Source organism: Paraglaciecola algarum (assembly GCF_021532655.1).
Lineage (GTDB): Bacteria > Pseudomonadota > Gammaproteobacteria > Enterobacterales > Alteromonadaceae > Paraglaciecola > Paraglaciecola algarum.
This window is the reverse complement of sequence record NZ_JAKGAS010000002.1, coordinates 386,969-411,875: the sequence shown is the minus strand read 5'-3', so window position 1 is coordinate 411,875 and position 24,907 is coordinate 386,969. Positions and strand designations below refer to the sequence as shown.

Below are 24,907 nucleotides of genomic sequence, written 5' to 3'. Positions count from 1 at the left end.
ACCCCAACTTCTTTATTTAGGGATTTTTATGGCTTTTTCAGTAGTAGTGTTAGCGGCAGGAAAAGGAACGAGAATGAAATCTTCTCTTCCTAAAGTGTTACACCCAATTGGTGGAAAACCTATGGTGCAGCGCATTATAGATACAGTTAACACTATTGGTGCTAGTTCGGTTAACCTGATTTACGGACATGGCGCAGATCAATTAAAACAAACCTTGGACCATAATCAATTAAATTGGTGTTTACAGGCTGAGCAACTCGGCACTGGCCATGCAGTTCAACAAGCAGTACCGCACCTATCCGATGAAGAAGATGTATTGATATTAGTGGGCGACGCACCTTTAATTAAACCAGAAACTCTAGCGCAATTGATTGCCATCAAACAAAGTGCAGATTTGGCCTTATTAACTGTGCACTTAGATGATCCCACAGGTATGGGCCGTATCATTCGCCAAGGTGACCAAGTCACGGCTATTGTTGAACATAAAGACGCCACTGACGTACAAAGACAAATTACCGAAATCAACACTGGCATGATGATCATGGCCGGTAAAGATTTAAAGCGTTGGTTAAGCCAGTTAAACAGTGATAATGCTCAAGGCGAATTTTATCTGACCGATGTCATCGAAATGGCCGCCAACGAAGGCAAAGTCATTAAAGCCTCTCACCCAAGTTCAGCTATTGAAGTCGAAGGCATTAATAACCGCATGCAACTTGCTAATATCGAACGTGCATTTCAGTTTGAACAAGCGCAAGCAATTATGGCTCAAGGTGTAAGTTTAAATGACCCCCATAGGTTTGACTTACGCGGCGAATTAAGTGTTGGCCAAGACATCAATATAGATGTAAACGTAGTGATTAAAGGCAAAGTTAACATTGGTTCAAATGTGAACATTGGCCCTAACTGTGTGTTAATAGATTGCGATATTGCCACTGGTGCCAATATTGAAGCTAATTCAATCATTGAACAAGCGCAAGTGGGCGAAAACTGTAATGTAGGGCCGTTTGCTCGACTCCGCCCTGGAGCGGTAATGCATCAAAATGCTAAAGTGGGTAATTTTGTTGAAATGAAAAAAACCATTTTAGGCGAAGGCTCTAAAGCCAATCACTTCACTTACTTAGGTGACACATTAGTAGGCAAAGGCGTCAACATAGGTGCTGGCACTATCACCTGTAACTATGACGGTGTGAATAAATTTAAAACCACCATTGGTGACGGCGCTTTTGTTGGTTCAAATAGTTCGTTAGTGGCACCGGCTAATATTGGTAAAAATGCCACTGTGGGTGCAGGTTCAATCATTACTAAGTCTATTGAAGATGGTGAACTGGCTATTGCTCGTGCCAAGCAGCGCAATATTGGCAATTGGGAACGTCCTGTTAAAAAGTAAAAGTTTGAGTCACTGATTAGTAAACTTCTAGCTTTTTTATTTCACTAAGTTTTTATCTCACTAATAAAAAGCACTTAAGGTTTAACACCTTAAGTGCTTTACACACACATATTAAACTTTATTCAACAATCACAACTGCTTCAGAGGTTGAAGAATTATAAGGTGAAACTGGGTTATCGGTGTCTAATGAGTCACCATCCACATATGTCTCAAAGTCATCAGAGAATACTAAAGCGTTACCTGCTGTATCAGAGTAGATTGCAATATTATCAACTGTTATCACTCCCGTGGTTTCTCTCACACCACCGTTGTCTCCAAATCTAATTGAAGCATGAGTCACACCACCTACAGAGTTGTTATCTGGAGTAAAGCCTTCTGTGACAAAACTCACACCGTCAATCTCAACAGTCACCAGAGGGGTCACTTCTAGGTTACCCTCAGGATATTCCCAAGTCACCACTACATTCATAAATTGGTCTAGCATGACTAGAGCAGCAGAAGTATCTATATCGCTTGGACTACGCACACCAAAGCTATCATCTCTAATCCGCAGGTCTAAAATAGCGCCATCATTATTGGTATTTTCATTGAACAATGAAATAAATGCATCACCATCTCCAAGATCGTCATCCAAGCGCTTTATTGCCACTTCAAATCGGCCAGCAACTAATGGGCCACCATCACCAAGAGCATAACGTAACTCTCCGGTATCTGAATCTAATGTATCGGTAATGGCCGCGGCCTTATTACCTGCACTGCCAGGGCCACCTATCGCACCGCCTTCCTCGACACCCACAACAGCTTCTGAAGTATTGCTGTGGTATGGAGATACGGCATTGTCTGTATCTAACGAATCACCGTCAGCATAAGCTTCAAAATCATCAGAGAACACTTCTGTTGTACCTGCTGTATCAGAGAATATAAACAAGTTATCGAGGCTAAACTTACCTGTCGCTCCACTTACAGCACTATTGCCACCCAATCTAAATGATACGTGAGTCACACCACCGAACGAATTGTTATCAGGTGTAAAGCCTTCCGCGATAAAACTAACACCGTCAATTTCCACGGTTACTAATGGATTAACCGTAGTATCACCACCTGGGTATTCCCAAGTAATTACCACATTCATAAATTGATCAAGCATTACTAGCGCAGCAGAGGTATCTAGATCACCAGGACTACGCACACCAAAACTATCGTCTCTAATACGAAGGTCTAAAATCGCACCATCATTGTTAGTGTTTTCGTTGAACAAGCTGATAAATGCGTCTGCATTACCTAGGTCATCGTCAAGACGTTTAATCGCCACTTCGATTCTACCCGCGGCAAGAGGACCATTATCGCCAAGTGCATAACGCAACTCACCAGTATCTGAATCTAAGGTATCGGTAATGACAGCGAATTTATTGCCAGCAGTGCCAGGACCACCTACAGAGCCGATTTTTTCAATCGTCGCTTCAGAGGTATTGCTATGGTACGGAGACGCGGCATTGTCAGTATCAAGTGAATCACCATCAGCGTAATTTTCAAAGTCATCAGAGAACACAACAGTTGTGCCAGCTGTATCAGAGAAAATAGACAAGTCATCAAGGGTAAACTTACCAGTCGCTTCACTAACCGCGCTGTTACCACCTAATCTAAACGATACGTGAGTCACGCCACCGAATGAATTGTTGTCTGGAGTAAAGCCTTCTGCATTAAAGCTCACACCATCAACTTCAACGGTTACTAATGGATTAACCGTAGTATCACCACCTGGGTATTCCCAAGTAATCACTACATCCATAAAGGTATCCAACACCATAGTCGCGGCAGAAGTATCTACATCACCAGGGCTACGTACACCGAAACTATCATCTCTAAGGCGAAGGTCTAAAATGGCACCGTCGTTGTTAGTGTTTTCGTTAAATAAAGTGATAAATGCATCTGCATTACCTAGGTCATCGTCAAGACGCTTAACCTTCACTTCGATTCTACCAGCAGCTAGCGGTCCATTATCTCCAAGTGCATAACGCAACTCACCAGTATCTGAATCAAGGGTATCAACGATAACAGCAACATTATTTGCACCAGTATTAACCACAACCGTACCTGTAATTGTGATTGCTAATTCAGCAGTCGTGCCATCAAAAGATTCAATAGTGAATGTATCAGTTTCACGTTCACCTACAACCAGTGCAGCAATAGTTGCGTTGTTGGTATCTAGGGTATAAGTCCATGAGCCATCATCTAAAATGTCTAGCGTTCCGTACATACCAGTTAAACTTGCTGGCTGAATAAAGGCTTCACCATCATCAGGGTCAAGTACACTAACTGCACCTGTAGAGGTAGCTTCATCACCCGCAATAGCACCGGTTAAACCAAAGAATACTGCTGGTGTAGGTTCAGCTGCACCACCTACGTCAAATACAACCACTTCAGCATAGATTGCTGTGCCGTAAGGGCTATTATCACCATCTAAGGTGTCACCTTCAGCATAACTTTCAAAGTCATCTTCAAATACACTTACCGTACCAGCAGTGTCTGAATAAACAGCAATGTTGTCGACATAAAAAGAGCCAAAAGGAATCGTTCTGTCGTTATCACCGAATCTGAATTGAACCCTTTGCACACCGTCTGCAAACCACTGGGCTAAGTTTTCGTAATCAGAGTCAACCACAGCTGCTGTAGAGAAAGCACCACCACCAATCACTTCACCATCAACAGTAATAGTGAGTTGCTCAACTGCATCTAAGTCCCATGCAATGGATATTTCATAAAATTGTTCTTCAACAAATGGGGCGGTAATAATGTTACCTGGGTAAGCGGCACTATCTGTATTTCGCACAAAGAAGCGAGGCTCAACTGCTACATCGTCGATAATTTGATTACCTTGAATACGCACGTCTACGAGAGATTCACTGTTACTGCCTGACGAACCGTACAGAGCAATATAAGCATCTTTGATGTTTCCATCACTGCCACGCGCTTCTTCTTTTGCGAACGAGGCTGTTAGCTTACCTTGACGTAAATTATCTAGGTTATAGTAAATCTCACCAGTGTCTCCACCTATGTCTGAAAGCTTAACTACTTGGGTAAGTGAAGCAACACGGATGTTAATTTCGGCGGTAGTGCCATCAATTGAGGTAATAGTCACTAAATCGTTAACTGACTCTCCTAATTCAAGGCTGGCAACAGTCTCATTTGCTACATCAACTGTATATGACCAGCTTCCGTCAGCTGCAATACTAAAACTACCAAAGTCTAACGCCACATCAGATTGAATGATGATAGCGTCTTCTTCAAAGTTTGGATCAGTAACAGATACAGCTCCGGTTAATGGAGAAGTGGCAGTGTGTGGAACAGTACCACTAAACACACCTTCGATTATGGCTGTCACTGGGTCATTGTTATAACCAACAGCTGAGCCAATTACATCAAGCAGAGACTCATCTACATAACTGGCAACCTGAGAAGTGGTTTGCAAGTTAGTTTGTGCCAGTTCAAAGGCATCTAAAGTCGCGTCTGCAAATGAACCGTCTGCTATGTCAGCAGCAAGCTCAGCGATCACAGCAGCTATATCTTTATCAGCATCGTCAGAATCAAGTTGTGAAAGAAGCGCAAGAACAGAACCATATCTATCTGAATTTTCAGCGCCATCGGCGCCAAGCACATCAACACCTACCACAGTAGGCTGCACTTCTGTAGCATCAAAACGTATACCAAACCTTTGGTTGATGGTATCAGCTACTGCTGCAAAATCATTTAAATTGGCACCGGCAGCTTGTACTGCCATTTCTGTTAATGGTGAAACAACATAAGATGGAGCGGGAGTTTCAGCATCACCTTCAACTACATTCAATACCGCTCGTAACTCTGGGGCATCAACTGTGTTGCCGGTTGACTCATCAAGGTAGGTTCCGCCAGTACAAGAAATTAAAGCCGTACCTTCATAATGAACATCGATAAATGTCACAGCGCCCGTTGCGTCTGACATGGCACTGGCTTCAGAGGTTGAACCCGCTGCACCGCTATCGTCGATAGAGAAAAGGTCACAGCTGGCACCACTGACCGGCCCTTTTACTACATTGGCAGTCACATTTAAGGTTGGGCGTATTAGTGGAGTAGATGCGCCAACCCCTTCCATAAAGCCAGCTTTATCAGTATATAAAGCAGAAGCCGTTATAACAGTACCTTCGTCATCTTCGGTAATGGTATATGAAGAGCCGGTTGCACCTGTTGACCATAAATAACTAACTGTGCCATCAACTATGCCATCAGGATCGCTTAGCGATGTAGTTAATGTAGAGCCAGCAAGGAAATCGCTACCCACGATTTCAATGGCACCATTGCTATTACCTTGCAACTTAGACGTGTCGTCTCCACAGGATGAAATCACCGTAGCGCTTATCACGCATAGGGTAAATAATTTTAACTTGTTCATCGTTAATCTCTCTTTGAGTTACACTTTATCTAGATCTTGTATCTGCTTGCACTTGCTTAATAACAACAACCACACGACCAACCTATATTACCAATTTTATCAATTTGGTTACTTGAAAGTGATATAAAACCACAAAGAGAACCATCTTACCAGTCAAATTTAACGACTAGACACATTTTATTTACAAAATAACCCATGATAAAATACCAACAGGAATCAATATAATGTAATGAATCACAAGCTACCCACACACAGAATGTAATACCAATTACAAAAAACAATACAACCAATTATAATAAATATCACTCAAATGCTCTTACCACTTTGTTTTTTAGGTATACTGAACATCTAAATTATGATTCAGGGTTAGCCCTAATTTATTAAAAAGGTTAGAAATATGTTTACTAAAAACCCCATTTTATTCATGGTAATACTTACCTCTTTGGCTAGCAGTATTGCAGTTGCCAATACGGCTGCCGCCAATAAAAATCAGCAACTAAATCCTAAAGCACCACCTGGGCTAAACTTTGACCTTGCAGATTGGAATATCAGCTTACCTGTAGATACCAATAAAGATGGCAAAGTAGACACAATTCCTGGGGAACTTTTTAAAAAAGGCTTTGAATATAAACCCTACTTTTATACAGCAGACGACGGAGGCATGGTGTTCACCGCTTTTGTTGATGGCGTAAAAACCTCAAAAAACACAAAATATACCCGTACCGAATTACGAGAAATGTTAAGACGAGATGATTACTCAATCAAAACTCAGGGCGTGACTAAAAACAACTGGGTATTTAGTAGCGTACGCGGAAAAACCCAAAGAGAGGCAGGTGGTGTAGATGGCAGATTAGAAGCCACGGTTGCGGTAAACAATGTCACAGTAACTGGTGACTCAAAACAAATTGGCAGAGTCATTATTGGCCAAATCCATGCGAAAGACGACGAACCCGCTCGATTGTATTATCGAAAACTTCCTTACAATTCCAAGGGGGTTGTATATTTAGCCCACGAACCAAGAGAAGGCGATGAACAATATTATGAATTTAACGGCTCACGAGCGAGTAATGCTAAAGAGCCCGAAGATGGCATAGCACTTAATGAAAAGTTCAGCTATGTGATTGACGTTAAAGGCGACACCTTAACTGTGACCTTAATTAGAGAAGGTAAAGAAGACATCACTCACATAGTCGATATAAAAGACAGTGGTTATCATAAACGTGATCAATACATGTATTTTAAAGCAGGGGTATATAATCAAAATAACTCAGGTGATCCCAAAGACTATGTACAAGCCACCTTTTATCGCCTGGAAAATACCCATAAAGGTTACGACCGCTAACAGGGCTGAGTGACTCAACTCAGCCCGCTCTTCGTATCTAATATTACGAATCTCCTAGCTTCCTCTTCTCCTATACGTACCAAACCACATACTTACATTTCGAAATTAATACTTGAAACTCGAAAGATAATACTTAAAATACATTTCGATTCGAAACTTAAGCAACTTTAAAATGCAAAAACGTAATACTCAACAAAGGCGAAGAGCCATTATTGAACGCCTCAACCAAGACGGCGAAGTATCTGTTGATCTATTATCTAAGGCATTTTCCACTTCTGAAGTGACCATTCGAAAAGACTTAGCTGAACTAGAAAACAATGGACTCTTGCTACGAAAATTTGGCGGTGCGGTGTTATTACCTACCGAATCGTCAGAACTTTCTAGTGAAAAAGTTTCAACTCGAAAGATAGCTATCGCCAAGCTAGCTGCTACCTTAATCAAAGATCACAATCGCATTATTATCGACAGTGGCAGCACCACGTCAGCATTAATTCCTGAACTTAAAACTAAGTTAGGGCTAGTGGTCATGACCAACTCATTACATGTTGCCAACTCATTGTTAGAGCGAGAAAACGAACCTAAAGTCTTGATGACAGGTGGTTCATGGGACGCTCAATCTCATTCATTTCAAGGTCAAATGGCCGAACAAATGTTACGTGCTTATAATTTTGACCAAGCATTTTTAGGTGCCGCTGGATTAGACATAGAAAAGGGTACAACCACCTTTAACGAATTAACTCACCTAAGTCGAGTGATGGCAGAAGTGTCCAACCAGGTAATTGTGTTAGCTGAATCAGAAAAACTACAACGAAAAATTCCTAATGTAGAACTACCTTGGCAATCAATATCGACATTAATTACCGATGACCAAATAGATTTAAACACCAAACAATTAATAGAACAGCAAGGCGTTAAAGTATTGTGCGCCTCAGCCCAATAAAAAAGCTTTTAATACGGAGAATAATTTATGTGTGGGATAGTTGGCGCAATAGCAGAAAGAAACGTAGTAGAAATTTTATTAGAAGGATTAAAACGCCTTGAATACCGTGGATATGATTCAGCTGGTGTAGCCCTGTTAGACAATAACGGTAACCTCACTCGAACTCGCCGAATAGGTAAAGTAAAAGAATTAGCCGACGCCTTACATGCATCGCCGATTAAAGGTTCTACAGGCATTGCCCACACTCGCTGGGCGACCCATGGTGGGGTTACTGAAGCTAACGCTCACCCGCACTTTTCTACCGAACGTATCGCCGTTGTGCACAATGGCATTATTGAAAACTATCAAATATTACGTGAAGAATTAACTGCCAAAGGTTACGGGTTTAGTTCAGATACCGACACCGAAACCATAGCTCACCAAGTGCATTTTGAATTAGATCAATGTGATGATTTACTCACGGCAGTGCAAAACTCTGTGAAACAATTTCATGGTGCTTACGGTACTGTGATCATGGACAAAAACGACCCAGAACGCATCATAGTGGCTCGCTCAGGTAGTCCTTTAGTGATTGGACTAGGCATAGGTGAAAACTTTATTGCGTCTGATCAAATGGCGTTATTACCAGTGACGCGCCGTTTTATGTTTTTGGAAGAAGGCGACGTAGCTGAAATTACCCGCACCAGTATTAAAGTTTACGATACTCAGGGTAATCCAGTAGAACGTGAAGTGAACGAATCAAACGTCACTCACGATGCAGGCGATAAAGGCCATTATCGCCATTACATGTTAAAAGAAATTCATGAACAACCCGCTGTTGTGCGCAATACGTTAAGCGGCCGTTTAAGTGACTCAGGTATCAGCGCCAATATTTTTGGTCATGGTGCTGATGAATTATTAGCCGGAATTAAACATGTACAAATCATTGCCTGTGGCACCAGTTATCACTCAGGTATGACAGCTCGTTATTGGTTAGAGCAATACGCTAACGTATCATGTAACGTGGAAATCGCTTCTGAATTCAGATACCGAAAATCTTACGTACATCCTAATAGCTTAATTGTCACCATCTCTCAATCGGGCGAAACAGCTGATACTTTAGCCGCACTTCGCTTAGCTAAAGAACAAGGTTACGCCGCTAGTTTAACTATTTGTAACGTACCAGGTTCGTCATTAGTGCGTGAATCAGACTTAGCCTTTATGACCCTAGCTGGTGCCGAAATTGGTGTCGCTTCAACTAAGGCATTTACCACCCAATTAACAGGCTTTTTGATGCTGACCTTGGCCATAGGCCAACATAACGGCATGAGTAAAAATGATCACGATCACATAGTCGGCGCCCTACATTCTTTACCTGCCAAGTTAGAAGAAACACTATCTTTAACCGATAGCATCAAAGATTTAGCCGAAGAATTTGCCGACAAGCATCACAGTTTGTTCTTAGGTCGAGGCGACCAATATCCCATCGCGATGGAAGGGGCACTTAAGCTTAAAGAGATCTCTTATATTCACGCCGAAGCCTACGCATCGGGCGAGCTAAAACACGGACCATTAGCCTTAATCGACGATGAAATGCCAGTTATTGTTGTGGCGCCTAATAATGAATTATTAGAAAAACTCAAATCAAACGTAGAAGAAGTACGCGCTCGCGGCGGTATCATGTACGTGTTTGCCGACAAACAAGCCAACTTCCAAAGCGACGACACCATGCGCGTAATCAATGTTCCCCACTGCGAGGCCGCTATCGCCCCAATCGTCTACACCCTACCATTACAATTATTGTCATATTACGTCGCCATTATTAAAGGTACAGACGTAGACCAACCTAGAAACTTGGCAAAAAGCGTAACCGTTGAGTAAAAAGATATTTATTGAATATCAAAATTGTGGTTTGCAAATTAGGTGGCTTCCCAATGCTTTAATCCGAAAAACACATTGCTTTACCAGAGCTCACCGGGTAAAGCACTTTTGTTTAAAACGATCCACGGGGTTTATCTCGAATAACACTGAGTATTCTCGCCAAGAAAAACCGCTAAATTAGCGGTTATCTTAAAATAATATGCGACTTGTACCCAACTATATAACTCTGAGTATGGTCATCACACTTGAATTGAAAAGGATTCTGGCAAAGTAGGTAAAACTAAGCCTGCCATATGTTGCAACACCTTAAGTACCTGACAACTATAGCCAAATTCATTGTCGTACCAAACATACAGCGTTGCCCTATTTCCAGCTACGATAGTTGCTTGTGAATCGATCACGGCAGGTGTTCGCGTACCAACAAGATCAGAAGAAACTATCTCAGTGGAAGAAGAATAATCAATTTGATGCTGTAGTGATGAAAACAAAGCCATATCACGTAAAAAACTATTTAGTGGCTCTTTTTCTACAGACTCTTGTAATTGTAAATTCAAAATAGCTAAGGATACATTGGGTGTAGGTACCCTAATCGCATTGCCAGTTAATTTTCCTTTTAAACTTGGATAAGCTTTAGCAACCGCTTTTGCTGCACCCGTTTCTGTAATCACCATATTTAATGCCGCGCTACGTCCGCGACGCTCACCAGAATGAAAATTATCAATTAAATTTTGGTCATTGGTAAATGAATGCACGGTTTCAACATGGCCACTATCCACAGAGTACTTTTCATCGATAGCCTTTAATACTGGGGTAATCGCATTAGTAGTGCAGCTAGCAGCAGATAAAATAACATCGCTATTTTCAATATCTTGGTGATTTACCCCATAAACAATATTCTTTACTTTATCTTTGCCTGGTGCAGTCAGTAATACTTTTTTCACTCCTTTTGATTTTAGATGTTGGGTCAAGCCGGCTTGGTCACGCCATATACCTGTATTGTCGATAACAATTGCGTTATTGATTCCATACTGAGTGTAATCTATCTCTAATGGGCTATTTGCATAGATAACTTGGATGTAAGCACCGTTCGCTTTAATCGCATTTTTTTCTTTATCTATGGTAATGCTTCCATTAAATGGGCCATGTACTGAGTCACGACGTAATAAACTTGCTCGTTTTTCTAAATCCCCTTCCTTTCCTCCACGCACTACAATGGCCTTGAGTTTAAGCTTGTTATTGCTACCTTGCCGTTCTATCAATAACCTTGCTAATAAGCGTCCTATGCGTCCAAAACCATACAAAACCACATCTTGGCATACTTGATTTTGTTGGATATCAACTATGTCTTTAAGCTGCTGCGTTAGATAACGTTCTATAGTCAGACCTGTAAATGCTGGATCATAATGGAAAGCATAAGCTAACTTACCTAAATCAATATGAGCAGGGGCTAACTGCATCTTTGCTAAAGCTTGCAACAATGGCCAACTCTCGCGCAACCTAAGTTTTTGTGATTCATTCAAACGCACTCTGCGGTGCGCTTTGATAATATCAATTGCGCTGGCACCTAAAAGAGGGCGCCCATAGACGGATATTTCGACAGACTTCTCACGATATAAACTGCCCAATAATGGCAACATTTTTTCTGCAAACTCTTGCCTTTCTTGCCAACTACTCGATAACTCTTGCTCATATTGTTGATTCATTAACTAACCTTTTTGCTAATCTTTATTACAATTCCCCATACTGCTAATCGCAATAGGTCACCTGATCGGGCGCATTCTAATCGAGTAAAAGAGTAACGACAAATTGTATGTAAATTTCAAAAAACGATAAATATCAATATGTTAAGTCTATTTTTTCGTAATAAATTTACAGTTAGGAAATTAGCAGAGAATAAGATCAATCAAAATTAAAAAAGACCGCTAATTAAGCCTTAGGAGGGAACATAAAATGAAATTAACTTTCAAAAAAAAGTTCATCAATAATAAAAATCTAATAATTAGACGAATCATTAAAGACGGTCAAACACCTCTGTATTGTCATTAAAGCAAACTTCAGTTCAAACCTATTTTCATCACCTAATTAAGTGTTTGATTTTATAGATGGCAGTTATCTTTATATTCAGGTTTTAAGGCCGCAACAATGAATCGCACTAAAATCAAATTAAAATAAATTAATTGACTTATATAGAGAGACTCAACAATAATTTAAATATTAAATTTAATTTAAAATATAAAACACCAGGTTAGGTAAAACGTGAGTCGAAACAAATTTATTTTGGTTAATCAAGCTGACAATGTCCTGATCTGTTGCCAACCAGCTAGTTCTGGAGAAGTGGCCCTGATTGATGACAAAAAATATACATTGAGTACCGCAATAGATGTAGGTCATAAGATCGCCAGAACTGACCTGAATAGCCTAGAGAAAGTTATCAGGTATGGAGTACCAATCGGCTCGGCAACTACTGACATTAAGGCTGGAGAGCATGTTCATATGCATAACATGAAAAGTGACTACATTCCCAGTCACACCAGACAAGCCAAGGCTGGAGAATAAAATGTTAGGTTATTTAAGACAAGACGGTAATAAAGGCATCAGAAACATAGTCGTTGTGGCCTATTTGGTAGAATGTGCTCATCACGTGGCCAGAACCATAGTCTCTAAAGTCGATAATGAAGATGTTCAACTAATTGGGTTTCCTGGTTGTTATCCCAACGAGTACTCATTACAAATGATGGAAAAGTTATGCACCCACTCAAATGTAGGTGGCGTGGTTTTAGTGTCTTTGGGATGTGAAGGATTTAATAGAGAACAGCTTGCTCAAACAATAGCAGATAGCGGGCGCCCTATTGAAACACTAGTGATCCAAAAATGTGGAGGTACAAAAACAACTATTGAAAGTGGTGTTGAAAAAGCCAAAGCCATATTCCAGCAAATTCAATCCACACAGAAAGTAGATATGTCAGTTGCTGATTTAGTTGTGGGTACTATTTGTGGCGGTTCTGACGGAACTAGTGGTATTAGCGCTAACCCAGCAGTTGGCGTGTGTTTCGATAAGTTAATAGCCGCCGAAGCCACCTGTATTTTTGAAGAAACGGGTGAGCTTATTGGTTGCGAACATATAATGGCCCATCGGGCAGAAACACCTCAAATAGCCGAAGATTTAGTCAAGTGTGTAGAAAAAGCTGAAAAGTATTACACCATTATGGGATACGGCAGTTTTGCCCCAGGCAATGCCGAAGGTGGACTCACCACCCAAGAAGAAAAATCCATGGGTGCCTACGCTAAATCTGGTGCATCTAATATCAATGGCATCATTAAACCAGGTGAAATTCCTCACAAAAAAGGCTTATTTTTAATGGATGTTGTGCCTGACGGCGATCCTATGTTTGGCTTCCCAAATATTGCAGACAATGCAGAAATAGTCGAAATGATCGCATCTGGTGCGCATTTAATTTTATTCACTACCGGCCGAGGTTCTGTCGTTGGCTCTGCCATATCACCAGTAATAAAGATCTGTGCAAATCCTGAAACTTACAAAAACTTAAGTGAAGATATGGATGTGAATGCTGGGGCAATTATCGAAGGCAAAGCAACTGTTGAAGAAGTGGGCGAAGAAATTTATCAGCAAACATTAATGGTGGCTAAAGGTGCTCAGACTAAGTCAGAAGAATTAGGCCATAAAGAATTTCTATTAACCTATAAAACGTTCGAAAACATCGGCCCATCATGTCTTCGATAAACCAGTGATTTAAAAAATAATGAATACTAATTTTGAAAAACGCCAAGTCGGGCTTACCCAACTTCAAGTCTCTACTCTTGGTTTTGGTGCGGCTTCTATGGGCAATCTTTATCAAGCTGTATCAAACGCAGACGCCCAAGCTACGTTAAACGCAGCAATTAATTCAGGTATTAATTTATTTGATACTGCCCCTCGTTACGGCTTAGGTTTAAGCGAAAGACGGGTTGGTGACGCATTACGTGAGTTAAATCCAGCTGACTACGTATTGTCGACTAAAGTCGGTCGCATACTCACAGCAGATCGCACTGCCAATACCAAAGAACTAAGATACGGCTTTGATACTCCTATGCCATTTGATGCTCATTACGATTATACCTACGATGGCATAATGCGTTCTTTTGAAGATAGTTTGCAGCGCTTAGGTTTAGCTAAAATCGATATCGCCCTAGTCCATGATATCGGTATAGATACCCATGGCGACAAAGACGCTCACTACTTTAATCAACTTAAAACCAGCGGTTACAAGGCGTTAGAAGAATTACGCCAAGCTAAATTAATTAGCGCAGTTGGATTAGGTGTTAACGAATCTTTGGTCTGCGAACAAGCTATGGATATTGGACAGTTTGATTGTTTTTTATTGGCCGGAAGATATTCGTTACTCGAACAAGATCCGTTAAGCAGTTTATTTCCCAAATGTATTGAACATGGCGCCACAATAATTTTAGGTGGCCCGTACAATTCAGGAATTTTAGCCACAGGCGTAAACTTTAGTGGTACCCCTATGTTTAACTATGAGCCTGCCCCAAAAGATATCATTGAAAAAGTCGCTGAGATTGAAAAAGTATGTGCTGAGTACCAAGTAACACTTGCTGCTGCTGCCCTTCAATTTCCTTTAGCACACCCAATTGTATCATCGGTTATTCCAGGTTTAGGTAGTGAAAGACGAGTCAATCACACAATAGAGTTGTTTAATCAAACTATTCCTATTGGGTTTTGGCAGACTTTACAAACAAAAGGTCTGTTAAGCGAAAACGCGCCATTACCTATTTAAAAACATATTTGGAATAAATAATGCCTCAAGACACAACAAACATCACAAAAGTCGCACTAGTGACAGGCGGCGGTAGTGGCATAGGCCAAAGTATCTGTCTGCGTTTAGCGCAAAAAGGATTAAAGGTTTTGGTGGTAGATTTAGATTTAGTGTCTGCCAACCAAACTGTCAACTTAATCACTGAGCAAGGCGGTGCAGCACAAGCCTATGAATTGAACATAGCCAACAATGCAGATGTAAAATCTGTGTTTGATTCAATTCTTGAAAAAGAATCCATTGATATTTTAATCAACAATGCGGGTATTGCCCATGTAGGCGATATTGAACACACCTCTGAGGCCGACTTAGACCGTCTTTACAATGTAAATGTGAAAGGTGTGTACAACTGTATTTCAGCTTGTATTGGCGCCATGAAAGCGCAAAAAAGTGGCGTGATTATTAATATGGCGTCTATTGCGTCTTCTGTGGGTATCACAGATAGATTTGCTTATTCTATGAGTAAAGGCGCGGTATTAACTATGACTTACTCTGTCGCACGAGATTACATAGATGACGGTGTACGTTGTAACTGTATTTCACCAGGCCGAGTACATACCCCATTTGTCGATAACTTTTTAGATAATAACTATGCAGATAATCGTGATGAGATGTTTGAAAAACTGTCTAAAAGTCAGCCAATTGGCCGTATGGGGCAACCTCAAGAAATAGCCGCTTTAGTAGACTATTTATGCTCTGACGAAGCATCTTTTATTACTGGCAGTAATTTCCCCATAGACGGCGGATTTGTCACCTTAAATAACTAACAACACAGTGACAAGCTTCTAGCTTCGAGTGGCGAGCTTAAAGATTTAGAACCCTAGGTTTTGGCTCGTAGCTCAAAAAATTTAAATTAAGAAACAAGAACAGGAACAAGAACAAATAATGAAACTTTTACGTTATGGGCCATTAGGCCAAGAAAAACCGGGTATTGTCGATGACAATGGCGACATTCGTGATTTGTCAGGAGTGGTAAGCGACATCAATGGTGAATCACTTTCCAACCATCTAGATAAAATCAAAGCCACAGATATTAATAGCTTACCTATTGTGGAAGGTGATGTTCGTTACGGCGCTTGTGTAGGCAATGTAGGCAAGTTTTTATGTGTCGGCTTAAACTATGCAGACCATGCAGCAGAATCAGGCATGCCGATCCCTGCAGAGCCTGAAATTTTCACTAAAGCTACCAGTGCGATTTGTGGGCCTTTTGATGATGTGATTCAGCCTAAGAACAGTGACAAACTGGATTGGGAAGTCGAGCTAGCCATAGTGATAGGTAAACACACCTCTTACGTGAGCGAAGAAGAAGCCGAAGATTACATTGCGGGTTATTGTGTGTGTAATGACGTATCTGAGCGTACTTTCCAATTAGAGCAAGGCTCTCAATGGGATAAAGGAAAAGGTTGTGACACCTTCGGACCTATCGGCCCATGGTTGGTGACAAGCGACGAAGTGAAAGACCCTAACAATTTGTCGATGTGGTTAGAAGTTAACGGCAAACGTTTCCAAAACGGTAATACCAAGACTATGGTATTTAAACCAGCTTTCATCGTCAGTTATTTAAGCCAATACATGAGCTTACAATCAGGTGACGTGATTTCAACAGGCACACCTCCAGGTGTTGGTTTAGGTCAAACCCCACCACTTTACTTAAAGCCAGGTGACAAAATTGCCCTAAGCATTGAAGGTTTAGGCGAACAAAGTCAAACAGTGGTTGAATACACACAGTAATCATAAGTAGATGGTGAGTAGTAAAAAATACATGTATAGAATACTTAAACCTAGCTACGTATACTTAAAAGCAACGATTTACATATCACTGTGGGGCTAGGACTATAATGGAAGAACCAAATAAAAAGCGTAGTTATTCGGCACCAGCATTAGAAAAGGGCTTTGAAATTCTAGAATTGTTAGCTGAAATTCAAGAGCCCATGTCCCTTACTCAAATATCTACGACCCTAGAACGCTCCAAAAGTGAAATTTACCGTATGGTAGCGGCTCTAGAAATACGCGGATATTTAGCTAGAAATGAAGGGGGGGACTTATTCCATATTACTAATAAATTATTTGACCTCGGCATGAAAGTTCCCCCAGTAGGCACATTAGTTGAAGCTGCGTTCCCAATCATGCATAAGTTGTCAGCTGATATCATGCAATCGTGTCATATTGCAGTTGCTAATCAACAACGCATGGTAGTGATTGCTAGAGTTCAAAGCCCTGCTATTGTTAGCTTGTCTGTGAGAGTTGGGCATCATTTAGATTTATATAAGACAGGTTCTGGTCGTGTTTTGTTATCTTACATGCCAGAAAATATGCGAGAAGCTGCACTTAAGGAATTTGAAACCACTGCTCCTGATTTTAATCGTGAAGAATGTGAAATCCTCATAGAGAGAATTTTGAATAAAGGCCATGCTAGATCGAAAAGCGCAATTGTAACGGGCCTAACCGATTTATCATTCCCTATTTTTTTGGGCAATACAGAAGAAGTGATAGCCTGCTTAACCGTACCATTTATTGAAGAAAAAGGTATATCTCTAAGTTTATCTAAGACAGAAGGATTTATTAAAACAGCGGCAGCCGAATTATCACTTTTGGCCCAGACATACAGTGGATTTTAAATAAATGTTAAAACTTTATTAAGTATGAAAAAAGTCTTTTGATGCTTGGTTATTTCTTTGGCACGTCGCTAAAGAGCCGATTAATACGCTTGGTATTTGCAAACTCAATATCAAGCTAAAAAGTCAGTTAATCCTTTTTGATTTGTACTAAGAAAGTATAACGCTAGTGCACCGAGAGCTGCGAGTGTAATGCTTTTTTATAAGCTTCTATACTAGGAATTAACGCTGTCACACTAGTCGCCCCAAGAATAATAATTGCCAACATAAGTGAATCTTGAGTGAACACATTTGAGTTTAAAAACAATCCGTATTCAGCGGTTAACCACCCATCTAATAACGTTAATAATGATGTCACCAATAAAAAGGCTGCTACTATAGCTAGCGTACTGATAATTAACGCCTCTAGCACAACTAAATAGACTATAAATTTGGGTGAAGCACCTAATATTCGAAACACTGCGATCTCTTTTTGACGCTCGTTCATAGTGGCCAATAACATAGTAGCTAAACCAAATAGGGACGCTAACAAGACCAAAGAGCCAATTACTTGTAGGACTTTTTCAATATTCCCCATTAAGCTCCACAATTGAGTCATAGCAACGCCAGGCAATACAGCCATTAATCTATCATTCTGATAATTATCAATTTGTCGCTGTAGAGTGAAAGTGGCAAATTTATTGTTTAATCCTAATAACACAGCAGTAATCTTTTCAGCTGAATGACTGTGGGGGGCATGAGTATTTTCTGAATGTTTTTCATCATAATCATGTTCTTTTTCATGATTATGAGCATGATGTACATCTACTTGCTCATGCTCGACTTGGTTTTGTTCTATATGATTATGTTCATACTCGTGAGCTTGACCCTCTTCAACATGATCACCATGCATTTGACTCGCTTCCACCAGCTGCGCCAATTTTTTGGGAGGTAAATGGATCGCCTCTATAGCCGCTAGATTAACGTGTACCGTTTTATCAACCGGAGTGCCAGTGGGTGCAATAATACCTGTTACTGTAAAAGGGGCTTGGTCGTGATGCACAAAACTTGTGTGGCCAATACCGTGAGACAAGACAATATTATCACCTGTTTTATAACCCAACTTGTTCGCCACATCAGAGCCAATTACAGCATCAAAAGGCCCATGAAAAACTTCGCCTTCACTTAACTGTAGAGGCTTCTTATTACCATATTTAAAATACTCAAAATAATCCTGATTGGTGCCCATTACCCGAAAACCATCGTGGGAATCTCCCAAAGAAATAGGCACAGCCCATTCAACAGATGGGTTAGATTTAAGCATGGTAAAACTATCAAAGTGAATGTTATTAGTCGGGCTACCCATTCTGAAAATAGAGTACAAAAGTAAATTTAATTCGCCACTTGGCGCGCCCACTATTAGATCTACACCAGAAATAGTGCGATTAAAACTTTCTTTAGCCTGCAAGCGAATATGCTCAACACTTATCAGCACACTAATACTCACCACCAAAGATAAAAAGGTCAGAAATACAGTTTTGCGGCGACTGACTAAACTTTGCCATGCTATTGAAGTAAGCATTAATTAGCCTCCTCTTTATCTAAATAATTCTCAGACTGATGGCTTAATTGGCAAAAAGATGAAAGTGGCGTATGTAGTGAAAAATAACGTTTTAATTCAAGATCATGGCTAACAAATATCATAGTGGTTTTATTCGCTTGGCAAATTTCCATCAACACAGACATAAAAGCTTGTTTGGCCGTATTATCTAGAGCTGAGGTGGATTCGTCTATTAACAACAATTTTGGCGAATTGATAAATGCTCGCATAATCGCCACTCGCTGTTGTTGACCAATACTTAGACTTGAAACGGGTTTGTTTAAAATATTGCTAGGCAAATTTAAAGCTGAAACGAATTGTTTTATAGATGCTTGAAGATCTTGTTTCGAAGACTTAGCTAAATACACAGCTAACTCAATATTTTTTGCCACACTCAAATAAGGAATAAGATTAAACTGTTGAAACACTACCCCTATGTTTTCTGCTCGAAAACGATCCCGTTGACTATTCGATAAATCGCTCAATTCATTGCCAAACAACTTAATACTCCCCTGTTGCGGTGCAAGAATACCCGATAGCAAATTTAATAAAGTAGATTTTCCCGAGCCTGAATCGCCGTAAAGAAACACTTGTTGGCCACTTTGTACTTTCCAGTTATCAAAGCGCAACTGGGCACCTTTATTCGTTGGGTTTCCATAAACATGTACTAAATCGTTAAGCTCAATTGCTGTTTGGCAGTCACTAGTATCTAAATTGTGTTTATTTTCTTTAGCAGACATAAATAGACCAAGAGTGGCATTAAATATAATTGTTATGATATAACATCGATATAATTATATCCCTATAGATTTAGAATGAAAACTAACAAAGTTTTTAGGGTTTGGCACTCATGCCTTGTCCTTTTTGTAAGCTTCTTGAGTGCATCTATTCAAGCAGAAATCGCTGAAACCATAACCTATAAACAAATAGAATGGGTGGAACTCATCCCTCAAGGTGATCTTGATGCTTTACTTAATCCACCGGATTTTTTATCCAATATAGCAGACGGCAGTGAGCAAGACTCTATCGCTGCTTTATCAGCAAAATCAGCGAACAAAGAAACAAGCCGCTTTCAACAAGCTTTAACTTCTGTAAAAGTTATCAAAAGTTTTGATAAAAAAGCGATTCGAATTCCAGGATATATGGTACCCCTAGCAAATGATGAAAACCAAAATGTAACAGAGTTTTTTATCGTGCCATATTTTGGTGCTTGCTTACATATGCCGCCTCCCCCGCCTAATCAAATAATTTATGGCAAGGTAACAAAAGGGTTTAAATTAACAGACCTCACAGAAGCATTTTGGTTTGAAGGAACAATACATATAGAAACCACCAACACAGAAAATGGCACCTCAGCCTACGGTATGACCATAGACAATATTCAAATTTTTGAATGAATAACCTGATAAAGGCACAAACAAAAGATCATGAATAAACAACTGAGCAGAGGAATAAAAATAATTTTAAGTATGTTGCTGTGCCTAGCTTTAGGCATCACGACATCTCATTTGGCAATTAATTATGGGTCAACCATTAAACAACAAATTTTGCCCAAAGCTACACTTTACAGCACATCAAATGACAAACTTAAATCCGCTTTTAAACACACTAAAGTCGAACCTTTAAATTGGGCTGATCTTTTACCCCAATCCGAACAAAAAGTTATTACTAAATATCAAGCGCCTCTATCCCAAACACCAGCTCAAGCCCAAAACTTAGAGAATATGACGGCCCAAATCATGCGCTCTATTCAAGCCTCAAGTGACCAAGATTACCAACAAGCGTTAATCTCAACTAATACGGTTGAACAACTCGAAAACAAAATGGTGTCTATATCTGGCTTTATTGTGCCCATAGATTTTTATGCCGATAAAAGTGTTCAAAATCTGTTTCTGGTTCCTTATTTTGGCGCCTGTTTACATTTTCCGCCGCCGCCACCTAACCAAATATTGTTCGTGCAACTTGATCCAGGTTTTAGCCAGTTCGACATTACTCAAGCCTATACCCTTAAAGGAAAAATCAATCGGGAATTATTTGAAGATCCTATGGGTACCTCGGCTTACACGTTGGAGCCGGTATTCATCTCAAAGTTTAATGGTCAACCTGACGATTTTAGAAAGCATTAATCATAAAAGTAACTCAATAAACTAGGGGCTTAGGATAAAAAGTCTAAGGTCAGCAGTAAGCGTTTTTCGGCAGATTTGTATGGTGGAGAGCGGTGCACAATGGCGGTCTCTTCGTTGCCTATCCATGCAGACCCTTTAAGTAAAGCCACATCACCTGCGGTCATATTTTCTATACTGCTTGTTGCTGAATAAAGTCCCGATTCACTATCATCTAAGCCTTGACTGCCGTGACCTAACTTACCTCTGTCTATATTGTTACCATCTAACCATTGTGTACCTTGGCCAGAAAAAGTGGTGACCAATCGACAAGGTACTCTGTCAATATGGAACCGAGGGCACATAGGTAAATCAAGTAAACGAATGCGAAAGCCCACTTGATCAAGGTCAAACAAGGTGCAAAACATATCAACCAATTCGCTAGTATTACTGATAAAGGCATCACCTAAAGTTGTGCGTTTTAGTTCATCGCGAATATCCTCTTCAATATGTTTTGCTCTAATAAATGCAGAACGATCAAGATGCTTTGCAGCACCGATAAATTGAGCAACATCTGCTTTGATCTCACTCGATAAGTCCCGCTGCCATAACGCTAGATTCACTGAATCATCATAAATATCAGTGAGCACACTAGGCTCAGTTGAATTAGCAAAACGCATGATGATATTATTTTTTGTTTGTTCTTTTAAAACAACTTGAGATTGCATCACCCCTCCGGCTTGAATTTTCTAAAATAAACGAGTGTTCGTTACGAGCACACTTTAATAGTTGCCTGATGACATTGGCTTAACTGCTTACGTGTTTTAAAGTTTTTAATATGTCCGTATGCCACGAAAAGAGACCCTACTACCGACACAAGTACTTCGCCTTGATCGCCAAAAACGGCGTGACCTAGTATCGCCACTGACACTAAAATGCTCATGCCAATTGACGTAATGAGCACCACATACCAATTACGATGATGGAAATACCCAGAGACCACAGCAAAGGCACTAATAGGTATCACCGCATACAGCAGCCAAGCGTGAAAACGTTCATCACTAAAAAACGCCACACTGGTTAAAGTAGGCAAAGTAATTAGGATAATCGGCAAGACAAAACAGTGGATCAAACACAAGGTAGACAAAATAACAGCCGCGCGATCAGCTGTATTTATCAAAAATTTAAACATCTTGACTCCAAATAAAAGTTAAAAGAACCATCCAAAAAGCAATTCTCACTGCAAATAGTGTTTTAGAAAAATGACGGCTCGGTAAAGTAAATATTGAACTAGCAATTGTTATAATATAACATAGCTAACAATTGTTACAATATAACATCTCAAGAGAAGCAAAAATGTTCAAAATCTCCCCAATAGCAGCACTGTTAAGTGTGCTTTTACCAGCCAGTGTGTTGGCCCAATCAATTGAAGGAACCGTCAAAAATAGTGATGGGGAAGTAATAGCCGGAGCCTCAATAAAAGTTGAAGGAAGCACTAACAAAGTCGTCACAGATCAAACTGGACGTTTTGTTATTGATGGCTTGAACATAGGCAATAACGAGTTTCATATTGCCGTACCAGGTTATGCTCACCTTCATCAAGACGTGACTTTAGCTAAAGATGAGAATAAATCATTAACACTAACCTTATCTCGTTCACCAATTGAAGTTATCGATATAGTCTCTACGCCTATTCACATGTCGGTAATGGAATCAGCTGCACCTGTGAATGTTATTACAGGCGAAACCTTACGTCGCCAACAAGCTGCCACCTTAGGTGACACCCTAGAAAAACTCCCCGGTGTGCAAACCAACTTTCATGGCAATGTGGCCAGTACTCCTATTATCCGAGGCTTAAGTGGTCCAAGAGTACTGATTGCTCAAAATGGTTTAGACGTAAGTGACGTATCTAGAGTGGGACCTGATCACTCGGTTGCAGCTGAGTCATCTACCTCTCAACAAATTGAAGTACTCCGTGGCCCTGCTACTTTGTTTTACGGTAGTGGCGCAATTGGTGGCGTAGTAAACGTGGTCGATGGCCGTGTACCTACCGATAGTACAACTCGCGGTGAGTGGTTACTTGAAAACAGCTCAGTTAACGACCAAAAACTCGCTTCTTTTAATGCCACTACAGGCACTGACTCATTTGGTTTTTATGCCGATGGTTATTGGCGCAAATCTAATGATTATGAAGTGCCTGTTGAAGCTGAAGCTGGGCATGATGATCACGACCATGACGACGATCATGATCACGACGAATCCCATGACTATACAGTTGAAAATAGCGCTGAAGAATCCAGTGGCTTTACCTTAGGTGGCAGTTACTTATTTGATAAAGGTTATGTGGGCCTTGCTGTAGAACAATTTAATCGTGAATACGGTATTCCTGGTCACAGCCATGGTGATGAAGCTGAAAACGTTTATGCCGATTTAGCACAAACTAAAGTTCAATTATTGGGTGAATTCAATATTGGAAGTGATTGGATTAAGAAAGTCAATCTACGGACAGGTTTTACCAACTATGAACATGCAGAAGTCGAAGCAGGTGAAATAGGCACATTATTTGAAAGTCAAACCGAAGAGCTAAAAGTCGATGTGATTCAAAACACATATTTAGACTGGAACGGTGGCCTTAGTTTGCATTATAAAAATAGTGAAGTGGCAGCCCAAGGTGAGGAAGCCTTTACTCCCCCATCTACAGCACAAACTATTGCTCTAGGGTTAATGGAAGAAAAACACATTGGCGATGTATTGCTACAATTTGGCGCCCGCGTAGAACGTGTCACCTTAACAGCAGATAACGTATTACTGCCTATGCTAGAAGCTCATGGCCACGAAGAAGCGCATGAAGACCAAGATTCTGATGAGCACGACCATGAAGACGACCATGCTCACGAAGAAGAAAGTAACATCACACGCGTGTTTGCAGTGGATCACGAATTTACTCCGGTGAGTTTATCTGCAGGATTAGTTTGGGAATTTACTCAAGGCTATAACTTAGGAGTGTCTATATCTCGTTCACAACGTGCTCCTTCAGCTTCTGAATTATTATCCTTTGGACCACACATAGGTACAGGCAGCTATGAAGTGGGCGCTTTGTTTGGGATGCATCAAGAAGATGGTGAAACTCATATTGAACTTACAGAAAAAACCATTGATTTAGAAACCGCCAATAATATTGATATTACCTTACGTAAAAGCCAAGGTGATTTAGCCTTTGTTTTTAATGTGTTTTATAACCAAGTTGACAATTATTACTATCAAACAGATACGGGGCTATTTGCTGAAAGTGGTCACGATCATGAGGAAGATGAACATGACCACGGTGCTGAAGACGAAGCAGGTCATGACGAGCATAGTGATGAATTACCGGTTTACATTTTTCAAACCCAAGACGTAATTTTACATGGTTTTGAAGCGCAAGTTGCTTGGCAAGTAACTAGCGAGTTTAAAGCGACTGTATTCTCTGACTTTGTCCGAGCTAGGCTAAAAGGTGGTGGCGATTTACCTCGAACCTCACCTATGCGTTTCGGTACTCAACTAAGTTATGAAAACGAAAATCTAAGTGCTCACTTAGATATCACTCGTTATCAAAAGCAAGACAAAATCACCTCAACAGAGACTGAAACAGATGGTTATACCATGGTAGATGCCAGTGTTTCTTACGACGTGCCAATGTTCAATCAAGACATGGCCGTATATCTCAAAGGTAATAACTTAACCAACACAGAAGCAAGGGTGCATACCTCATTTATCAAAAATGTAGCACCTCGACCTGGCCGCAATATATCAGTGGGTGTACGAGGTTACTTTTAGATAAAAAGCAT

At 40.4% G+C, this 24,907-nt stretch carries 19 protein-coding genes; 13 read left to right on the top strand and 6 right to left on the bottom strand.

The window, feature by feature from the left end; translation table 11 throughout:
* Nucleotides 1-28 precede the first annotated feature (28 nt).
* Nucleotides 29-1,387, top strand: coding sequence for a bifunctional UDP-N-acetylglucosamine diphosphorylase/glucosamine-1-phosphate N-acetyltransferase GlmU (gene glmU, locus L0668_RS05325; RefSeq protein WP_235311038.1), 1,359 nt, complete (start codon nt 29-31; stop codon nt 1,385-1,387).
* A 118-nt stretch (nt 1,388-1,505) separates the two neighbouring features.
* Here glmU and L0668_RS05320 read toward each other — a convergent pair whose 3' ends face one another.
* Nucleotides 1,506-5,813, bottom strand: a complete 4,308-nt coding sequence (locus L0668_RS05320; protein ID WP_235311037.1) for a VCBS domain-containing protein — start codon at nt 5,811-5,813, stop codon at nt 1,506-1,508.
* 397 nt (nt 5,814-6,210) lie between these two features.
* Here L0668_RS05320 and L0668_RS05315 point away from each other — a divergent pair, with 397 nt between their 5' ends.
* From L0668_RS05315 to glmS, 3 genes are all read left to right on the top strand, one after another.
* A complete protein-coding gene (locus L0668_RS05315; protein ID WP_235311036.1) occupies nt 6,211-7,155 on the top strand; it encodes a polysaccharide lyase family 7 protein in 945 nt (314 codons plus the stop codon).
* Between the two features lie 172 nt (nt 7,156-7,327).
* The gene (locus L0668_RS05310) at nt 7,328-8,095 is read left to right on the top strand and encodes a DeoR/GlpR family DNA-binding transcription regulator (protein WP_235311035.1); all 768 of its coding nucleotides are present in this window, start codon (nt 7,328-7,330) and stop codon (nt 8,093-8,095) included.
* 27 nt (nt 8,096-8,122) lie between these two features.
* A complete protein-coding gene (gene glmS / locus L0668_RS05305; RefSeq protein WP_235311034.1) occupies nt 8,123-9,955 on the top strand; it encodes a glutamine--fructose-6-phosphate transaminase (isomerizing) in 1,833 nt (610 codons plus the stop codon).
* Nucleotides 9,956-10,194: 239 nt separating this feature from the next.
* On the opposite strand, the gene L0668_RS05300 is transcribed toward glmS, so the two are convergent.
* Complete coding sequence (locus L0668_RS05300; RefSeq protein ID WP_235311033.1) at nt 10,195-11,658, bottom strand: glyceraldehyde-3-phosphate dehydrogenase; 1,464 nt, start codon at nt 11,656-11,658, stop codon at nt 10,195-10,197.
* A 553-nt stretch (nt 11,659-12,211) separates the two neighbouring features.
* Between L0668_RS05300 and L0668_RS05295 the strand changes: the two genes are divergently transcribed.
* From L0668_RS05295 to L0668_RS05270, 6 genes are all read left to right on the top strand, one after another.
* The gene (locus tag L0668_RS05295) at nt 12,212-12,511 is read left to right on the top strand and encodes a UxaA family hydrolase (RefSeq protein WP_235311032.1); all 300 of its coding nucleotides are present in this window, start codon (nt 12,212-12,214) and stop codon (nt 12,509-12,511) included.
* Nucleotide 12,512: 1 nt separating this feature from the next.
* Nucleotides 12,513-13,697 (top strand): UxaA family hydrolase, encoded by a 1,185-nt coding sequence (locus L0668_RS05290; RefSeq protein ID WP_235311031.1) that lies wholly within the window; start codon nt 12,513-12,515, stop codon nt 13,695-13,697.
* A gap of 19 nt (nt 13,698-13,716) precedes the next feature.
* A complete protein-coding gene (locus L0668_RS05285; RefSeq protein ID WP_235311030.1) occupies nt 13,717-14,748 on the top strand; it encodes an aldo/keto reductase in 1,032 nt (343 codons plus the stop codon).
* A 20-nt stretch (nt 14,749-14,768) separates the two neighbouring features.
* The gene (locus tag L0668_RS05280; RefSeq protein ID WP_235311029.1) at nt 14,769-15,551 is read left to right on the top strand and encodes an SDR family NAD(P)-dependent oxidoreductase; all 783 of its coding nucleotides are present in this window, start codon (nt 14,769-14,771) and stop codon (nt 15,549-15,551) included.
* Between the two features lie 118 nt (nt 15,552-15,669).
* Entirely contained in the window at nt 15,670-16,515 is an 846-nt protein-coding gene (locus L0668_RS05275) for a fumarylacetoacetate hydrolase family protein (RefSeq protein WP_235311028.1), read from the top strand.
* 107 nt (nt 16,516-16,622) lie between these two features.
* Complete coding sequence (locus L0668_RS05270) at nt 16,623-17,402, top strand: IclR family transcriptional regulator (RefSeq protein WP_235311027.1); 780 nt, start codon at nt 16,623-16,625, stop codon at nt 17,400-17,402.
* 163 nt (nt 17,403-17,565) lie between these two features.
* Here the strand turns inward: L0668_RS05270 and L0668_RS05265 are convergent, their stop codons facing one another.
* Nucleotides 17,566-18,960: an ABC transporter permease gene (locus L0668_RS05265; protein ID WP_235311026.1), complete on the bottom strand. Its 1,395-nt coding sequence runs from the start codon at nt 18,958-18,960 to the stop codon at nt 17,566-17,568.
* On the bottom strand, nt 18,960-19,718 hold the full coding sequence (locus L0668_RS05260) for an ABC transporter ATP-binding protein (RefSeq protein WP_235311025.1): 759 nt from the start codon (nt 19,716-19,718) through the stop codon (nt 18,960-18,962). The genes L0668_RS05265 and L0668_RS05260 overlap by 1 nt, the downstream gene beginning before the upstream one ends.
* 135 nt (nt 19,719-19,853) lie before the next feature.
* Here L0668_RS05260 and L0668_RS05255 point away from each other — a divergent pair, with 135 nt between their 5' ends.
* Both L0668_RS05255 and L0668_RS05250 read left to right on the top strand, forming a co-directional pair.
* Nucleotides 19,854-20,375, top strand: coding sequence for a DUF3299 domain-containing protein (locus tag L0668_RS05255; protein ID WP_235311024.1), 522 nt, complete (start codon nt 19,854-19,856; stop codon nt 20,373-20,375).
* A gap of 30 nt (nt 20,376-20,405) precedes the next feature.
* Complete coding sequence (locus L0668_RS05250) at nt 20,406-21,104, top strand: DUF3299 domain-containing protein (protein WP_235311023.1); 699 nt, start codon at nt 20,406-20,408, stop codon at nt 21,102-21,104.
* 29 nt (nt 21,105-21,133) lie between these two features.
* On the opposite strand, the gene L0668_RS05245 is transcribed toward L0668_RS05250, so the two are convergent.
* Complete coding sequence (locus L0668_RS05245) at nt 21,134-21,808, bottom strand: DUF1826 domain-containing protein (protein ID WP_235311022.1); 675 nt, start codon at nt 21,806-21,808, stop codon at nt 21,134-21,136.
* A 41-nt stretch (nt 21,809-21,849) separates the two neighbouring features.
* Nucleotides 21,850-22,272 (bottom strand): MerC domain-containing protein, encoded by a 423-nt coding sequence (locus tag L0668_RS05240; protein WP_235311021.1) that lies wholly within the window; start codon nt 22,270-22,272, stop codon nt 21,850-21,852.
* A 164-nt stretch (nt 22,273-22,436) separates the two neighbouring features.
* Here L0668_RS05240 and L0668_RS05235 point away from each other — a divergent pair, with 164 nt between their 5' ends.
* Nucleotides 22,437-24,896, top strand: a complete 2,460-nt coding sequence (locus tag L0668_RS05235; RefSeq protein WP_235311020.1) for a TonB-dependent receptor — start codon at nt 22,437-22,439, stop codon at nt 24,894-24,896.
* The last annotated feature ends 11 nt before the right edge of the window (nt 24,897-24,907 follow it).

What these genes read in the sequence shown, in the direction of transcription:
- glmU (WP_235311038.1), top strand. Translation starts at nt 29, where the DNA reads ATGGCTTTTTCAGTAGTAGTGTTAGCGGCAGGAAAAGGAACGAGAATG.
- L0668_RS05320 (WP_235311037.1), bottom strand. Translation starts at nt 5,813, where the DNA reads ATGAACAAGTTAAAATTATTTACCCTATGCGTGATAAGCGCTACGGTG.
- L0668_RS05315 (WP_235311036.1), top strand. Translation starts at nt 6,211, where the DNA reads ATGTTTACTAAAAACCCCATTTTATTCATGGTAATACTTACCTCTTTG.
- L0668_RS05310 (WP_235311035.1), top strand. Translation starts at nt 7,328, where the DNA reads ATGCAAAAACGTAATACTCAACAAAGGCGAAGAGCCATTATTGAACGC.
- glmS (WP_235311034.1), top strand. Translation starts at nt 8,123, where the DNA reads ATGTGTGGGATAGTTGGCGCAATAGCAGAAAGAAACGTAGTAGAAATT.
- L0668_RS05300 (WP_235311033.1), bottom strand. Translation starts at nt 11,658, where the DNA reads ATGAATCAACAATATGAGCAAGAGTTATCGAGTAGTTGGCAAGAAAGG.
- L0668_RS05290 (WP_235311031.1), top strand. Translation starts at nt 12,513, where the DNA reads ATGTTAGGTTATTTAAGACAAGACGGTAATAAAGGCATCAGAAACATA.
- L0668_RS05285 (WP_235311030.1), top strand. Translation starts at nt 13,717, where the DNA reads ATGAATACTAATTTTGAAAAACGCCAAGTCGGGCTTACCCAACTTCAA.
- L0668_RS05280 (WP_235311029.1), top strand. Translation starts at nt 14,769, where the DNA reads ATGCCTCAAGACACAACAAACATCACAAAAGTCGCACTAGTGACAGGC.
- L0668_RS05275 (WP_235311028.1), top strand. Translation starts at nt 15,670, where the DNA reads ATGAAACTTTTACGTTATGGGCCATTAGGCCAAGAAAAACCGGGTATT.
- L0668_RS05270 (WP_235311027.1), top strand. Translation starts at nt 16,623, where the DNA reads ATGGAAGAACCAAATAAAAAGCGTAGTTATTCGGCACCAGCATTAGAA.
- L0668_RS05265 (WP_235311026.1), bottom strand. Translation starts at nt 18,960, where the DNA reads ATGCTTACTTCAATAGCATGGCAAAGTTTAGTCAGTCGCCGCAAAACT.
- L0668_RS05260 (WP_235311025.1), bottom strand. Translation starts at nt 19,718, where the DNA reads ATGTCTGCTAAAGAAAATAAACACAATTTAGATACTAGTGACTGCCAA.
- L0668_RS05250 (WP_235311023.1), top strand. Translation starts at nt 20,406, where the DNA reads ATGAATAAACAACTGAGCAGAGGAATAAAAATAATTTTAAGTATGTTG.
- L0668_RS05245 (WP_235311022.1), bottom strand. Translation starts at nt 21,808, where the DNA reads ATGCAATCTCAAGTTGTTTTAAAAGAACAAACAAAAAATAATATCATC.
- L0668_RS05240 (WP_235311021.1), bottom strand. Translation starts at nt 22,272, where the DNA reads ATGTTTAAATTTTTGATAAATACAGCTGATCGCGCGGCTGTTATTTTG.
- L0668_RS05235 (WP_235311020.1), top strand. Translation starts at nt 22,437, where the DNA reads ATGTTCAAAATCTCCCCAATAGCAGCACTGTTAAGTGTGCTTTTACCA.